Source organism: Asticcacaulis sp. SL142, from assembly GCF_026625745.1.
Classification (GTDB): Bacteria; Pseudomonadota; Alphaproteobacteria; order Caulobacterales; family Caulobacteraceae; genus Asticcacaulis.
This window is the reverse complement of sequence record NZ_CP113061.1, coordinates 2,337,353-2,352,827: the sequence shown is the minus strand read 5'-3', so window position 1 is coordinate 2,352,827 and position 15,475 is coordinate 2,337,353. Positions and strand designations below refer to the sequence as shown.

11 protein-coding genes and 1 pseudogene are annotated in these 15,475 nt (G+C 56.6%); 2 read left to right on the top strand and 10 right to left on the bottom strand.

The annotated features are described in order from the left end of the window. Window positions 1-56: 56 nt before the first annotated feature. The 4 genes and pseudogenes from OVA03_RS10690 to OVA03_RS10675 all read right to left on the bottom strand — a co-directional run bounded on the left by OVA03_RS10690 (window position 57) and on the right by OVA03_RS10675 (window position 6,978). Window positions 57-2,420, bottom strand: a pseudogene (locus OVA03_RS10690) (TonB-dependent receptor). A gap of 334 nt (window positions 2,421-2,754) precedes the next feature. Then, on the bottom strand, window positions 2,755-3,765 hold the full coding sequence (locus OVA03_RS10685; protein ID WP_267524409.1) for a LacI family DNA-binding transcriptional regulator: 1,011 nt from the start codon (window positions 3,763-3,765) through the stop codon (window positions 2,755-2,757). Between the two features lie 386 nt (window positions 3,766-4,151). Then, the gene (locus OVA03_RS10680; protein WP_267524407.1) at window positions 4,152-5,849 is read right to left on the bottom strand and encodes a methyl-accepting chemotaxis protein; all 1,698 of its coding nucleotides are present in this window, start codon (window positions 5,847-5,849) and stop codon (window positions 4,152-4,154) included. Window positions 5,850-5,994: 145 nt separating this feature from the next. Further along, the gene (locus OVA03_RS10675) at window positions 5,995-6,978 is read right to left on the bottom strand and encodes a PAS domain-containing protein (RefSeq protein ID WP_267524405.1); all 984 of its coding nucleotides are present in this window, start codon (window positions 6,976-6,978) and stop codon (window positions 5,995-5,997) included. A gap of 419 nt (window positions 6,979-7,397) precedes the next feature. Between OVA03_RS10675 and OVA03_RS10670 the strand changes: the two genes are divergently transcribed. Both OVA03_RS10670 and OVA03_RS10665 read left to right on the top strand, forming a co-directional pair. Beyond that, window positions 7,398-8,099, top strand: coding sequence for a response regulator (locus OVA03_RS10670; protein ID WP_267524403.1), 702 nt, complete (start codon window positions 7,398-7,400; stop codon window positions 8,097-8,099). A gap of 226 nt (window positions 8,100-8,325) precedes the next feature. After that, window positions 8,326-8,508, top strand: a complete 183-nt coding sequence (locus tag OVA03_RS10665) for a DUF1328 domain-containing protein (RefSeq protein WP_189485023.1) — start codon at window positions 8,326-8,328, stop codon at window positions 8,506-8,508. A 71-nt stretch (window positions 8,509-8,579) separates the two neighbouring features. On the opposite strand, the gene OVA03_RS10660 is transcribed toward OVA03_RS10665, so the two are convergent. The 6 genes from OVA03_RS10660 to OVA03_RS10635 all read right to left on the bottom strand — a co-directional run bounded on the left by OVA03_RS10660 (window position 8,580) and on the right by OVA03_RS10635 (window position 15,433). Next, window positions 8,580-9,383: a sensor histidine kinase gene (locus tag OVA03_RS10660; RefSeq protein WP_267524400.1), complete on the bottom strand. Its 804-nt coding sequence runs from the start codon at window positions 9,381-9,383 to the stop codon at window positions 8,580-8,582. A 256-nt stretch (window positions 9,384-9,639) separates the two neighbouring features. Further along, window positions 9,640-9,903 carry a hypothetical protein gene (locus OVA03_RS10655; RefSeq protein ID WP_267524398.1) on the bottom strand — a complete coding sequence of 88 codons (264 nt, stop codon included), beginning with the start codon at window positions 9,901-9,903 and terminating at the stop codon, window positions 9,640-9,642. Beyond that, window positions 9,896-10,081 (bottom strand): hypothetical protein, encoded by a 186-nt coding sequence (locus tag OVA03_RS10650; protein ID WP_267524396.1) that lies wholly within the window; start codon window positions 10,079-10,081, stop codon window positions 9,896-9,898. Before OVA03_RS10650 ends, OVA03_RS10655 begins: the two co-directional genes overlap by 8 nt. 27 nt (window positions 10,082-10,108) lie before the next feature. Then, the gene (locus OVA03_RS10645; RefSeq protein WP_267524395.1) at window positions 10,109-10,639 is read right to left on the bottom strand and encodes a hypothetical protein; all 531 of its coding nucleotides are present in this window, start codon (window positions 10,637-10,639) and stop codon (window positions 10,109-10,111) included. 173 nt (window positions 10,640-10,812) lie between these two features. Then, a complete protein-coding gene (locus tag OVA03_RS10640) occupies window positions 10,813-12,210 on the bottom strand; it encodes an efflux transporter outer membrane subunit (protein WP_267524393.1) in 1,398 nt (465 codons plus the stop codon). Further along, window positions 12,203-15,433, bottom strand: coding sequence for an efflux RND transporter permease subunit (locus OVA03_RS10635; protein ID WP_267524391.1), 3,231 nt, complete (start codon window positions 15,431-15,433; stop codon window positions 12,203-12,205). The genes OVA03_RS10640 and OVA03_RS10635 overlap by 8 nt, the downstream gene beginning before the upstream one ends. Window positions 15,434-15,475: the final 42 nt, after the last annotated feature.

Here is a 15,475-nt window from a genome sequence, read left to right as displayed (position 1 = left end):
TCTGATCGGCTGGATCTAAAAACGTGTCTTAATGTCTTTGGGTACATGGCGTCAAATCAGAAGCGGACGCGCAAAGATACGGTCGTGGTACGCGGCGCCCCCAGGAAATAGCGGGTCAGCGACCGCCCGGTGGGATTAGCCAGGGTCGCCCCGAATTCGGGTTGTGTCGCCGTCGCTCCAGACACCGACGCGATATAGTCCTCATCGGTCAGGTTATCGACATTGAGCTGGAGGCGGATGTTGTTGAGGTCATAGTGGCCGGTCAGGCCAAAAACCGTGTAATCAGGGATCATATCGACGCCGACCTCCTGAAACGTGTTTTGCAGCACAATGTGCGCCCCGACACGTTCCCCGACATAGCGCCCATTAAGCACGATGCGGGCATTAGAGACCGGTGACCAGCCGAGCTGCACGAAGGCCGAGTGTTCGGCAATATCGCGCACCCGTTCACCGCCAATAATGGCCAGAGAGGCCAGTTTCAGCCGTTCCGCGCTGCCGGCCGCCGGATCATCATGGCGCGCATCTATCCATTAGTAGGCGCCGTAAAGGTCAACTTGCCCGAAATCGTAGAAGCCGGTGACATCAAAGCCTTCGGTGACCTGTCCCTGTGTATTGGCGGCCTTGGTGGCCACATTGCCGCGCACGATTTCGTCCGGATCAACGCCGACTGTCGATATGGGCACAATGCCGACATTCTGCTTCAGATCAACGCGGTACGCCTGAGCCGAAAAAGCCGCCTGATCCGTAACGTAACGCAGGCCCATATCCAGATTTTCAGTGGTCACCGGCTCAAGCTGACCCGGCGAGATAATGGCGGTTGAGCCTAAGAAGGCGTCTTCTGGGATGCCGGCGAAGTTTTTGGCGTAACCCCCAAACACTTCCCAGCCGCTGCCAAGCTTATAGTTAGCGCCGATCTTTGGGTTGACATCGGACTGCTGCGAGAACGACACAACCGCTGAATATTCAAGCGGTGAACGGGCCTCGTAGCTGAGGTCATACCAGGTCAGGCCCAGATCAACCGTCAGGCGGTCATCAAGCGCTTTGATCTCATCCTGAGCGTATAGCATGGTGCTCTTGAGTGTCGCTTCACGGGCATATTCAACATAATTCAGCTTAGAACGGTCATAGGCCGCTGAGGTCGCAGAATTGATGACCTGGTAGAAATTGCGCTGTTCGCTGCTTTCGCTTTTTTCATACCATGACCCAAAGCGCAGGGTATGGGTAAGGCCCGTGTCGGCCCACAGGTCGCTGATGATCAGTTCGTCGGTCAGGCCGACGCGGTCACGATCACGCGGTGTTACGCGCATGTCAGCGGGACCGCCCACCGCATTGGAATTGCGCACCGTCGTCAAGGCCGGGCGGATAGCGCCGCCATTGGCATTATAGCCCATCACCGCATAGGGGTTGCCACCGGTCAGGATTCGCGAGCGATCCTGATAGCGAAAGGACTCACCGCGCAGGGTTTGATAATAGGGGGTGATTTTCAATGTAACATTGGCACCGAGCACCAGATCGGCGATGACGTAGCTTAAGAAATCTTCTCGGGTGCCGCCCAATGCACCGCCGTAGTTAACATCCACAGCCGGAATGCCGGAGACGGTATCGGTGGCGAAGTCCCAGTCAGGGTTGGCGCGAAACTGCGCCAGGGTGATGATATTGAAATCATTGTCGGCCTGCTCATTATACGACAGACGACCGGTCAGGCGTGAGCCGTTGCCGAAGCTTTTGACGACCTTGGCTTCGTAGTGGTCGCGTTCGGATGAGCGGCTGTCAGGCCCGGTCCAGATATCGTTGCTTTGGGTGGAGGCGCTGAGATAGGCGGTGAGGCCGTCGGCGATTTCACCGGTATCAACGCGGGCAAAGGCGCGGCCAAAATCAAATGACCCAAGCCCGCCTTCGAGAGTGACGCCAAAATCCTTTCTCGGCTGGTCGGTGACGAAATTGACAAAGCCCCCCAGCGCAAACCGCGACGGGGCACCAATATCCCCGGCGCTTTGCGATACGACGATTTGGCCCACATTCGAGGATTCGATAAAGCGTGCGGGCGGCGAGCCGCCATTAAAACGGGAGTCGCCCGTCGGCACGCCATCAAGCGTCAGGCCAATCTGTTCATCGGTCAGGCCGCGCATGTACATTTCAAAGGAGAAGGTGCCGCCGCGGGAGTCGCCGGTCGCCACGCTCAGGCCCGGCACCTTGTTAAGGCTTTGCATAATGTCAGCCCCTAATGGCCGTTCATTAATGTCGTCCTTGCCGAGGGTAAAGGTCGCGCGCGTCAGGCCCGACCCAAAACGGCGCCCGACAACAATGACTTCTTCAGTGCCTGAGGCGCCAGGTGCCGCCTCCGGCGTGGTTTGCGCAGAAACACTGGCGGCGAACAGGCCGGTCAGGGCCGTTGTGAGCAGCAGAACGTAGGTTTTCATTTTGGTCCCCTTAAGGCTGAAAATAGAAAAATTCAGTGAAACGTTTAAGTATTCTATCGCCATCTGTGTGAAGGCTTGTCTAAGGCCTCGGTCTTCGGCGATGTCTGATGAGCGTGGGTTGATACGTCTCCGGCCTATATACGGCTAAAATGACAGTTTCATTGCGTCGTTCGACGCAAAGCGCGCAAGTTTGCTATGTGCTATTGAAACGTTTCATTTAATGGGCATGTGTGCCCCGGATGCCACGGCGATCTGCCGAAGCGACTGGGCATGGTAAACGCAATCGCCGCCAGAGCAGGCGTGAGTCCGGCGGTCAGCTGCCAAGGCAAAAAGATCACAAGGGGCGGGAAGTGGATTTACGCTCAATAAGGGCGGTTTCAAACACCACCTTGCGGCGCGGCTGTGCGCGCGACTCAACGCGGCGGAGCAGGGCATCAATGGCTTCGGCGGCCATCTCTTCGACTGGCATTTCAATGGTGGTCAGGGGCGGTGCTGATATTTGCGCCCAGGGAATGTCGTCGAAACCTACGACTGACAGATCATCGGGCACTCTTAGACCAGTGCGCGACGCGTGTTGAATGACACCTAACGCGATCAGATCAGCACCGGCAAAAATGGCCGTCGCGTCACGGCGTTCAATAGCCATGCGGACGTCGGCCTCCAGATCGTAAGAGAAGGCGTTGGTCAGGTTAAACACCAATCCGGCATGCTGCTCGATAAAGGCAATCGCCCCGGCACAACGCTCACGCATGCTGAGAACGCTCATGGGGCCTGAGACCACACCAATGCGTTTGTGCCCCAGCGCTACCAGATGCTCCGCCGCCAGACGGCCACCAGCATGGTAATCGGCATGAACTTGCTCTATGCCGCCGACGGTACGGTCGATGACCACGGTGGGCGTATCGTTGATCAGGGCGGTGCCATTTTCGAGGTCATGTATGGGGAACCACACAATCCCGTCAACGCCGCGCTCGACCATTAAATGCATAGCTTTGCGTTCCTGGTTTGGGTCACCTTCGGTATCGGTCACGAAGACACAGTAACCCTGAGCGCGGGCGCTGCGAATCACCGATTGCGCCAGGGAGGTGAAGAAGGGGTTGGCAAAATCCGGCAGGATCAGACCCAATGCCCCCGTGCGTCCCGTGCGCATGGCTCGCGCCGACAGGTTCTGACGATAGCACATCGCCTCGGCGATCTTGAGAACGTGTGCGCGCACCTGATCGCCTACGGAACCTGTGCCATTGATGGCATAAGACGCGCTGGCGAGGGATACTTCGGCGGCCTTGGCCACGTCTTTCAGCGTCACGCGCTTGGCAGATTTGACATCTGCGGGATCTGTGGACACGGTAACCCTGACTAAATTCAGTGAAATTTCACTGAATCTATCATCAAGATGATTTAATGCCAATAATTTCAGAGAAAATTCTATTATACCGAGGTCACCGGCTTACTGATTTTGCGAAATAACATATTAAACGCTTCACTTAAATTTGAACCCTATAGCGTCGGACGAGTGTCTTTCACGGCAATGTCCAGAAAATATGATCCATACAAACGCCGGGTTAGTGTCTGCAAATGGGATTTTCCCGCTAGACGGTATGTTATTCGCTAAACTTGGCGGGCGCGTTACTGGGGAGCTATGCCCCTAGCGGCTACAATTTTTGAGCAACGGGCAGGCTGACAGCTTTTCATCCTGCCCGCTTTGATGCCCGCCACTTTACTTAAACCCCTTTAAGACGCCCTGACATTCGCCAGGAACCTGTCCATCTCAAGGTGCAGACGCTCGGCTTGTTCGGCCAGTTCATTGGAAGACCCCAAAACCTGACTAGCGGCGGCACCGGTTTGCTCGGCAGCTTGTGAGACGCCCGATATGTTCGATGTCACCTCACTGGTCCCGAGGGAGGCCTGATTGACGGCCTGAATGATTTCGCTGGTGGCCGCGTTTTGCTGCTCCACTGCCGAGGCGATGGCCGCGCTGGTTTCGCAAAGCTGACGGATCGTGCCAGATATACCTTCGATAGCGGCGACCGCGCGCCCCGTTGACGCCTGTATCTGGGCGACTTTTGCAGAGATATCGGTAGTCGCGAGAGCGGTTTGACCGGCCAGTTGCTTGACTTCTGAGGCGACAACCGCAAAGCCCTTACCGGCATCCCCAGCGCGCGCAGATTCAATGGTCGCGTTGAGCGCCAGCAGATTGGTCTGACTGGCCAGACCCGAAATCACATCAATAACGTCGCCGATGCTGGTGGCGACGGCGTTGAGATCTAAAACCACCTGCGCTGCCTGAGTGGCCTCGTTAACGGCTTCACTTGAAATTCTGGCCGATGCTTCTACCTGGCGGCCAATTTCCGAAACCGAAGCCCCCAGCTCTTCAGCCGCACTGGCGACCGAGGTGACGTTTGTACCCGCTTCTTCGGCGGCGGCGGATACGGCGACCGATTGCGCGGCTGTCTCTTCAGCCGTGGCGGTCAACTGGGTGGCCGCGGCCTGCATTTCGGTGGCCGCCGCGGAGACTAAGGTCACGATCCCGCCAACTGACTTTTCAAAATCATCCGCCAGTTTTAGCGTATCGGCCTTGCGTTCCCGGGCGGCGATCGCTTCTTGTTCGCGCTGACGCTCAGCCAGATCGGCGACACGTTTGGCATTGTCGCCAAAGGCCCGCGACATCGCCCCGATCTCATCCTTACGCTCGGCACCGGGTACCTTAACATGGTCCTCACCGCGTGCCACAGCCTCCATGGCGGCCGTCAGGCTGACAATAGGCCTGACTAACTGACCACGGGTGAAAAATAGAGCAATCGCCATGCCGGCAACCACGCCGGCTGCGGCCACCGCAATCATGATCAGGATCGCCCGAGTCCCCTGAGACTTGGCGGTATTGGCCAGATTGGTTCCGCGTTGATCGATATGATCGACATAGGCCTTGACACTGTCTTGCAGGTCATCAGCTCTTTGGCGACTGATCTGAACCTGATTAATCAGAGCCTGCTGTTTCTCACCGGCAGTAATCTGGCCTTCGAACTGACGTGCCATTTGAAAAGTGGTGTTTAGCGCGTCCAGATAGTGGGCGTAATGGGTCTTAATTTCAATTAACTGCGCCTTTTCCTCGGCATCAGCCGTGGCTTCGGCCGCCGCCAGACGCTCGGCGAACTGTTGCTTGTTCAGTTGAACGACTTCATCTGAACTGCCGATGTTTACAGCCGAGGTGTCCCCCACGACACGATACTCGGCCCGGTTCAAAACGATAGCGTTCTCACTCATCCGGGCCGCCTGTGTCGCGGCCGTATTCACCTCGTTGACAGTGATCAGGCTGTCGTTTGAAGTGTCGATGCGCAAAACACCAAACATGGCTACAATCGCGGTTACGGCGGCCATCATGCCTACCAGTAAAAACAGTTTGGTTGCGATATTCAGATCTTGTAGTTTCATAACCGTCTAACCCCTCATGCGTACAAAAAACATAATTTAATCTGTATGTTGTGTAGGAGGATTGACGATTAGGGTAAGATGCGGGTTAACCGATCGGTTGAAATTCTGTGATTGATTGTGGTAAAATGATAATAGGGCCTTCTTTTTAAGCCGCTGCGTCTATGCTGGCGTAAGAAATGGCGAGCTGGCCGTCATTTGTAAGGCTGTATTGCACGCCACCGTTTTTGAAAGCGGTGAGAATGGCTTCTATACTTTTATCCTTGAAGTACCCGCTAAGGCGACCGGTTGTGGTCGTCATGCGTGATATTGTGGTGCTGGATATTTTCGAGCGTTGGGATACATCGGTGTGTGTCCAGCCCAGCAGGCTACACAGGGCCCGAATGGTGGCCCCGGTCACCAGTTTTGCCCCCGTTTGGATATCCAGTCCCGGTAAGGCGTGGCTGAGGGGGCCACCTGGCGCTTCAATCAAAGCGCCGTTCCACTCGATAATTACGCCCTTTGAGTCCCGTTCAGGGTAGGCTTTATAATTATATCGGCGAACTTTTGCGTCTACGCATAAGATATCTATGTGCAATGAAAACGGCTGATCACCGGACAGCGCTTTCTTAATCGATTGAACCGAACCGCGTCTTTCGTCGTCAGCAATATTTGCCTCCCAGGCGCTGCCAAGTGCTGACGGGTGTTGCTGCAAAGCGCCCCGCGTCACATAGTCAAATAAATGGCCGTGACTATCGATGCGAAAGACGCAATCGACGCCAGTCGATCGCATGATTGTATCGATGCGTTGAGCCATCTCGCGGTTCATGCGCTGGAAGGCTGCCTCTTGAGTCACGTCCCGTAAGACGCCTACGAACTTCTGTGTAACCCCCATCTCATTGGTTAGGGATCGGAAGTCGATATAAATGGAACGTATCAGGCCGTTAGATTTCAGGACTCTGAAAACCGAAGGGTGGGGGGATATGCCCGTGCGCATCAAAACAAGAGCGTCCCGAAAAGTTTGCCTGTCCTGCGGGTGCAGGGCGTCAATTATGTTGTTAATGATATCACTTACACCCAAAGCTATGCCGAACAACTCGCGAAAGCCATTTGATAACGTCCATGCGCCACCATCAACCGGGATTTCGATCATACCCGCGTGTAGAGCGCCCTCTAAGATGGAAAGTTTATGTACGGATGACAGGGTTCTCGCATAGGGCATTAAGGGGGTCCTTAGATAATCAGCCTTACCGCCCTTACCTTGCTCCACTGACCTGGAATTTAACCTTGCTTTTGGATGGTTCTTACCACCTGTTCGGGTGATAACTGAGCTCTAAAAGATTTGATACTGAATTTAGCAGTATCCCCAATTCTGGCGACCCTGCCGTGATTATCTTCATTGGGCGGCTGACCAACGCCGAAGGCCTTTAGCGGAAACCGCTTTGTAAACCCTTATGGACGCATTTAAATTTTATTTTTGGGTGCGTAGTTCTAAATACATAAACGCAGTCGTAAACTCCGTTCAGAAACGGTAAGTTCGTCCCGCAGCCTCACAACACACTAAGACAGGTCATGTCCATGTTAGAGAAGAAAAACACCATCCTTATCGTGGATGATGAGGAAGAAATCCGCAAAATGCTCAACATCTTTCTGGATGTGGCGGATTTCAAAGTCTGTGAATGTGAGACCGGCAAGCAGGCCCTGCGGATGAGCGCTTCGGTGCGCCCCGACCTGATCCTGCTCGATCTGGGTTTGCCGGACATGGACGGTAAGGATGTCATCACCCAGATCCGTGAGTGGTCGAATGTGCCGATCGTGGTTTTGACGGCCCGTTCCGAAGATCTCGATGCCGCCCCGGCCCTGAACATGGGCGCAGATGACTATGTCACCAAGCCGTTCTCAGCCGAAGTGCTGCTGGCGCGCATCAATGCCAACCTGCGTAAGTGGGCGGTCAAGGAAGTTGGTGAGCCTGATATCTCGCACGGCCCGATCCGCATGGATCTGGTGCGCCACGAAGTCTTCATCAATGATGAGCGGGTGGCCTTTACGCCCAAGGAATATGACCTGCTGCGTTACTTCCTGGTCAATCGCGGGCGGATGCTGACCCATAAGCAAATCCTGAAAGAAGTCTGGGGGCCTGCCCACCTTGATGATACGCAATATCTGCGCGTCTACATCGGTCAGGTGCGTGAAAAGCTTGAGACCGTACCGGGTCTGGGTAAGTCGATCGTCTCAGAATCCGGTATTGGCTACCGCATGGATCTGGTGATGTAAGCGAAATTTCACCCCTATGTCTAACAACCCCTTGGCCTGTGCCGAGGGGTTTTTTCATGTCTTATCGCTTACTTATATTCAGATTGAAACTAGGTTTTGTTTCTTTATCGGCGGAAATTTAATGTGGACATTGAGGCATCGCCGCACGCGCTAAGGTTAAGCCGTTTACACTGAATTACGCGTTTTCGTCCCGATTATGCGGAAGATGCGCTAAAGGAGGAATACCATGCTCAACTGGATTATCACGTTCTTTATTCTGGCGGTCGTGGCCGCGTTCTTTGGCTTCGGGGGTCTTGCCGGCACGTTTGCTGACATCGCCAAATTCATCGCCGTTATCTTTGTGGTGCTGTTTGTCGTAGGTTTGATCTACCGTATGGTGACCGGCCGCAACGCCAACCCGCCACTATAAAGCTACACTATTTTAAGCGACAAAAACCGGCCTGGGAGGGCCGGTTTTTTTTTGGTGTGAATTGTGGAGCCTTACTTCGGCCAGCACAGCTTGAATACGGCGCCGCCATCCTCATGGTTGGTGACTGACACCTGCCCGCCCATCAGCGTCATAATGTGGCGGCACAGGGTAAGCCCCAGACCTGTGCCCGCGTTTTGCTGGTCGGCCTTGCTGAGGCGGGTATATTTATCAAAGATCAGGGTCTGCTTATCAGTGGGGATGCCCGCGCCATGGTCGCGGATGCGTACGCACGGGTGGCCGTCTTCGAAGCCCAGGCTGATCTCGATGACCGGCGCTTCGGCCCCGTCCGGGCCACGACTGCCGCCGTGTTTTAAGGCATTTTCAATCACCAGACCAATGGCGCGCGCTGACAGCATAGGATCGCTGACAAAACCATCATCACCGGCGCCGCGAATGACCTCGATCCGTCCGCGGGCCTTGAGCGGACCCAGCCGCGTCAGGGCGTCCTGCACGAGCTGATGAAGGCCGACCGGCTGCGGGCGGGGCCTGACCGCCTCCGCTTCAAACTTAGCCATATCGAGAATGTTGGTGATGAAGTTATCCAGCCGGTAAGCTTCGGTCAGGGCTGACCCGATCAGGGTTTTGCGCTTATCTTCCGACAGGCGCGCCCCCATCAGGTTGATCACTTCCAGCGATCCGATGACTGTGGACAGGGGTGTCTTAAGGTCATGAGACACCGCCGACAACATCTGCCGGTGCAGGTGCTCGCGGATTTCATCGTGAGACTGCCCGTCCAGTGACGCCGTACCGGAGACATGGTTCGTCGATGTGCCATTTTCGCTGACTTTCGACGGGGGCGTGTGATCACTTTTCATAGGATGTCATTACCAATACAACGCCACCAAGGTCAAACAAAGACGGTGATCACGCGATAAGATTTAAGCGGAAAAAGAGGGAGCAAGCGGTGAACTTGCTCCCTCTCGGATCAGGCTGCGGATGCGGACGGGGACTGAGCGCAATCGCAAACCTGAATGGCTGGGGTTAAAATACGCCGAAGACAAACAGCAAAATAATAACCGGGATCGGGATGCCTAATAGCCAAAGGAATAAGGGTTTCATGATGTTTACTCTTTACGTTGCGGGATTGCCGTCCGTGGCATCCTCAGCCTTTTGTTCGGTGGTCTCAGCGCCTTCCTTGATATTGTCGCCCAGACGCTCAGCCGGGGTGCGATCCTCAAGCTGTTCAGCGGCCTTATCCACCCCTTGAGGCAGGGTATCGACCGCATCACCGACCCGCTCTCCGGCGGTGCGATTATCGGGCATGTTCATGAATACGGCCGCGGCCACGATGACCAGCAGGCCAATGAGGGAGGCAATAACAAGGTTCTTATTCATCGCGATAACCCTCCGCGCGCGTCACATAGAGCGCAATATCGTTAAAGTCGTCATGGACATCATAAAGGTCTTCGAACAGCGGTTCAGGCCGAACCTCAATCGCGTCATATCCACCGGCGTAAGGCTGCACCACAGGATGCGCAGGGGGTGTATAACGGGTCGCAGTATAGGCAGTCATGGGTGTCTCCTTTTTTGTTATGTGGGTTCAGGACGGCTTAATGGCCGAGGCAATGCCGGTTGCGGGGCTTAGCTCAGAGGGCTGTCCAAAAGAATTTTCGATGGCAGGGATGAGCCTGTTGATCCGCTTAAGGGCGTGTCTAAGCTCATCAGTTTTGCGGGCGTCATCATCGGTCGAGGGCTGACCGCCTTCGTCATCGAGACGCAGATATTCTTCGAGGGCCAGGGATATTTCTTTTTGCGCCTCATAAAGACCGCTCAGGCCGCGGTTGCCGATTTTGCGGGCGGCATTAAGCCCTTCACAATAGGTCTTGGCCCAGCGGTTAAGGTTCTCGATGCGCGATTTCACGTCACCTTTAAGGGCGGTGTTTTCCACGCCGTCCATCAGGCGGCGAATGTCCTTGGCCAGACACTGGGCGGCATCAAGCGAGGTGGCGTAATCCGTAGTGGGTGCTGCGACCGCGTCCACAGTTGGTTGCGAGGCTTGCGGCACAATCGATCCCATAACCTCATGGTCGGATGCGGTATCGAGCGTCTCTGTTTTTTGAACATCAAGCACGGCAGGCTCTCCTTGTGGCTGCGGGGTCGTTAAGCCGACTATAGGCTTAAGCCTCGCAAGGCATCAGTGCGTGAGTCGAGAGCGGAAAATCAGAGCCACATAAAAAAAGCCCCTTACGCTTTCCTTAGGGCAGGAGGCGAAAGGGGCTTGATATTTCAGCTAAAATTAACGAGTCAGATCGTGTTCCAGTCGCCGCCCAAGGCGCGGATCAGGCGCACACTGGACTGGTACTGGGCCGCTTTGACCTGCAAGGCTTGTCGCCGTGTACGTAGTTCCGACCGCTGGGCATCGAGCAGATCAAGCTGCGACACATAGCCGTTACGATACCGCGATTGCGACAGGTTGAGCGCACGGGTGGCGGCGTTCAATGCCTCGGTCTGGGTGCGGGCCTGTGCCTCAAGGGTCTGGCGGGCGGCCAGTTGATCCTCAACATCGGCAAAGGCGACCAGAACCTGCTGCTGGTAGCCGGCAAAAGCAATCTCAAGATCACCCTTGGCCAGTGCAATACCGGCATTACGGCGGCCACCGTCAAAGATGGCCTGAGCCAGCAGCCCGGTCAGGGACCAGTTGCGGCCGGCATCTTCGAACAGATCACCCAGATCCGACGACGCATAACCGCCAGAGGCCGTGAGCGTCAGCGATGGGAACCACGCGGCCTTGGCGATACCGACGCGGCGTTGGGCGGCCTGCATCGAAAGTTCCGCCGCCTGAACGTCCGGACGGCGTTTCAGCACGTCGGACGGGATACCGGCAGGCACGACCGGCACATGACCGGCCCACGGCTGAGACGCCCAGCTTTGGGATTCCACATCAAAGGTCGTCGCCACCTCACCCGTCAGCACGGCCAGCGCGTTTTCGATCTGGGCGCGCTGACGATCAAGGGCCAGAAGCTCGGACTCACTGGACGACACTTCGGTCTGAAGGCGCGCCACATCCAGTTCGGCGACATCACCGGCCTCAAAACGTCTTTGGGTAACGTCTAAGGTGGTGCGGTAGGCGGTGAGCGTATCGCGCACAATGGCCCGTTCTTCATCAAGGGCGCGCAGGGCAAAGTAGGTTTCCGCCACGGTGCCCGCAATCAGAAGCCGCGTGTCGGCCAGCAGAGCTTCGGACGCCTGCGCATCCAGACGGGCCGCCTTGGCGGCACTGAATAGCTTGCCGGTGATATCGACTTCGTAAGACAGGTCGATGCCAGCACTATGCAGGGTCGAGGCTTTGGGGTCCTGGCCCACGTCGGAGGCACGGGTGGAACCGGCACTAATCCCCACCTGCGGGAACAGGCTGGAACGGGCCGATTTGACCAGAGCTTTTGATTGCTCCAATCGAGCAGCAGCGATGCGGATGTCGGTGTTGCGGGCCAGTGACCGCTCGATCAGGCCATCTAAGGTCGGATCGGCAAACACCTTCCACCACTGACCCATGGCCAGGGCAGGGGTGGCCGCCGTTGCCGGGGCCGCTTCGCCCTTAAAGGCGGGCGGTGGCGCGGTCAGGGCGGCTGAGTTTAGGGGTTCGGTGGCGCACCCTGCGAGGAGCAGGGTGGCCAGCGATAGGGTGGTGATAGATTTAAGCATGAGGATTTCCCTCTGTGTTTGCCGATAATGATACCGGCGTACCTTCGATGACCGGGTGACCGGCATCGTCGGTGTGCGGGGTGTGGGCCTTAAGCGGACGGTTGCCGCTGAGGGCGCGTAAGGTGACGTAGAAAACCGGCGTCAGGAACAGGCCAAAGATGGTCGCCCCGATCATGCCTGAGAACACCGCAACCCCCATCGCGTGGCGCATTTCCGAACCGGCACCGGTAGAGGTGACCAGCGGCAGCACGCCCATGATAAAGGCAATCGACGTCATCAGGATCGGCCGCAATCTGAGGCGCGAGGCCTCAATGGCGGCGTCGAGCGGTTTTCGTCCCGCCAGTTCCAGTTCGCGGGCAAATTCTACGATCAGAATGGCGTTCTTAGCCGATAGCCCGATCAGGACGAACAGGCCGATCTGGGTGAAGATGTTATTGTCACCTCCGGATACCCAAACCCCGAACATGGCTGCCAGCAAGCCCATCGGCACGATCAGGATGATCGATAGCGGCAGGATAAGGCTTTCGTATTGAGCGGCCAGCACCAAAAAGACCAGCAGGATGACCAGAGCAAAGATGATGGTCGATGAGTCCCCGGCCAGAATCTGCTGATAGGTCAGGTCGGTCCATTCATACTCGATGCCGGGGGGTAAGACCTCGGCGGCGATCTTCATGGCCGCAGCCTCAGCCTGACCGGACGAGAAGCCGGGGGCTGGGCCGCCGTTGATATCCGCCGTCAGATAGCCGTTATAGCGGCTGGCGGTCACCGGCCCGAACGATGGGTCGATCTTCATCAGGGCCGACAGCGGGATCATCTCACCCGTGTTGGAGCGCACCTGTAGCTTACCGATGTCTTCGGCGCGGGCACGGTAAGGCGCGTCGGCTTGCAGACGGACGGAATAGGTGCGGCCAAAACGGTTGAAGTCGTTGACGTATAATGACCCCAGATAGATCTGCATGGTCTCCAGCACGTCATTGACATTGACGCCCAACTGACGGGCCTTGGTGCGGTCGATGTCGGCATAGATTTGCGGCACATTGACCTGATAGTTGGTGAATACACCGGCCAGTTCAGGGGTCTGATAGGCCTTGGCGACAAAGTCCTTGGCGGCCTTATCGAGCACGTCGGAACCTAACGCGCCGCGGTCCTGAAGCTGCATCTTAAAGCCGCCGGTGGTGCCAAGCCCCAGAATAGGCGGGGGCGGGAAGACGACCACATAGCCGCCAGCAATCGACTGGAACTTTTGGTTCAACGCTCCGGCAATGGCTCCGGCGCTGGTTTCCTTGGTGTGGCGGTCATGGAAGGATTTCAGCGGCATGAATACCACCGCCTGATTGGACGCCAGGGTAAAGCCGTTGATCGACAGGCCGGGGAAGGCCAGCGTATCGGCAACCCCTTCCTGCTTCATGGCAATGGCGCTCAGTTCGCGGGCGACAGCTTCGGTGCGATCCAGCGTGGCCCCTTCGGGCAGTTGCACCATGCCGACCAGATAGGCCTTGTCCTGCGCCGGAATAAAGCCGTTAGGCACGGTCTTAAACATGACCATGGTCAGGCCGACTAGAGCCAGATAAAGGCCCATCATCAGGGCTTTGCGCGGAATGATGCCGCCTAAGCCCTTGGCATAGTTATTTGAGCCGGCCTTAAACAGCTTATTGAAGCCATTAAAGAACCCGCCCAGCCATTTGTCCATGAAACGGGTCAGGCCGTCCTTTGGGGCATCATGGCCTTTGAGCAGCAGAGCCGCCAGAGCGGGCGACAGGGTCAGGGAGTTAACCGCCGAAATCACGGTCGAAATCGCAATGGTCAGTGAGAACTGACGATAGAACTGACCCGACAGGCCGGTGATGAAGGCCAGCGGCACAAACACGGCCACCAGCACCAGAGCGATGGCGATGATAGGGCCGGAGACTTCGCGCATGGCCTGATAGGTGGCTTCACGCGGGGTTTTCCCGGCTTCGATATTTCGTTCGACGTTTTCGACGACGACGATGGCGTCATCGACCACGATCCCGATCGCCAGCACCAGACCAAACAGGGTCAGCGCGTTAATGCTGAACCCGAACAGGTGCATGACGGCGAACGTACCGATGACCGAGACCGGCACGGCCAGCAGCGGGATGATCGACGCGCGCCAGGTTTGCAGGAAGATGATGACCACGATCACCACCAGAATGATGGCTTCAATCAGGGTGTGGATGACGGAATCGATCGATTCCTGCACATATTCGGACGTATCATAGGCGATGCGGTAATCGACGCCTTCGGGCATGGACTTTTTCAGTTCGTCCATGGTGGCGCGGATATCGCGTGACAATTGCAACGAGTTGGCCCCGGCCATTTCATTGATCGGGATACCGACGGCGGCTTTGTTATTCAGCAGTGAGCGCAGGGCGTAATCGGCGGCCCCTAGTTCGATACGGGCAATGTCGCCCAGACGGGTGACGGCACCATTTTCGGATTTGACGATGATTTCGCGGAAATCCTCTTCGGTCTTGAGGCGGCCTTGGGCATTGACCGACATTTGCAGGGTGATATCGGGCACGCCGGGCGAAGACCCGATGGTGCCCGCTGCGGCCTGCACGTTTTCCGACCGGATGGCTTGCGCGACATCAGAGGCGGACAGTCCGCGTTCGGCAACCTTTTGCGGGTCAAGCCAGATACGCATTGAGTATTCGCCGCCGCCAAACATCTGCACGGGGGCAACGCCCTTAATCGATTGCAGACGGTCCTTGATGTGGATCAGAGCGTAGTTGCGCAAGTAATTCACATCATAGCGGTCATTGGGCGAATAAAGATGCACCACCAGCGGCAGGGATGACTGGCTCTTTTGCGTCGTCACACCAAGGGCGCGCACATCAGCCGGCAGGCGGGCTTCGGCCTGAGAGACGCGGTTTTGCACCATCTGCTGGGCAAGGTCGGCATCGGTGCCGAGCTTGAAGGTCACGGTCAGGGTCATGGCACCATCAGAGGTGGCGGTGGAGGACATATAGAGCATGTTCTCAACGCCGTTGACGGCTTCTTCGATGGGCGTGGCCACGGTTTCAGCTATCACGTTCGGGCTGGCGCCCGGATAGACGGCGCGCACGACGACCTGCGGCGGCACGACTTCGGGATATTCCGATACCGGCAGGGTGCGAAGCGATAACAGCCCCGCCACCAGGATCAGAAGCGACAAGACCCCGGCGAAAATGGGCCTGTCGATGAAGAATTTGGACAGATTCATAGCGTTGCCCCTTTGGTTGGGCGAGAATTTGAATAATTTGAT

Bases quoted from the DNA above. Each gene is read 5' to 3' on its own strand.
- OVA03_RS10640 (WP_267524393.1), bottom strand. From the start codon at position 12,210: ATGCTTAAATCTATCACCACCCTATCGCTGGCCACCCTGCTCCTCGCA.
- OVA03_RS10635 (WP_267524391.1), bottom strand. From the start codon at position 15,433: ATGAATCTGTCCAAATTCTTCATCGACAGGCCCATTTTCGCCGGGGTC.
- OVA03_RS10670 (WP_267524403.1), top strand. From the start codon at position 7,398: ATGTCCATGTTAGAGAAGAAAAACACCATCCTTATCGTGGATGATGAG.
- OVA03_RS10655 (WP_267524398.1), bottom strand. From the start codon at position 9,903: ATGAATAAGAACCTTGTTATTGCCTCCCTCATTGGCCTGCTGGTCATC.
- OVA03_RS10660 (WP_267524400.1), bottom strand. From the start codon at position 9,383: ATGAAAAGTGATCACACGCCCCCGTCGAAAGTCAGCGAAAATGGCACA.
- OVA03_RS10650 (WP_267524396.1), bottom strand. From the start codon at position 10,081: ATGACTGCCTATACTGCGACCCGTTATACACCCCCTGCGCATCCTGTG.
- OVA03_RS10675 (WP_267524405.1), bottom strand. From the start codon at position 6,978: ATGATCGAAATCCCGGTTGATGGTGGCGCATGGACGTTATCAAATGGC.
- OVA03_RS10665 (WP_189485023.1), top strand. From the start codon at position 8,326: ATGCTCAACTGGATTATCACGTTCTTTATTCTGGCGGTCGTGGCCGCG.
- OVA03_RS10680 (WP_267524407.1), bottom strand. From the start codon at position 5,849: ATGAAACTACAAGATCTGAATATCGCAACCAAACTGTTTTTACTGGTA.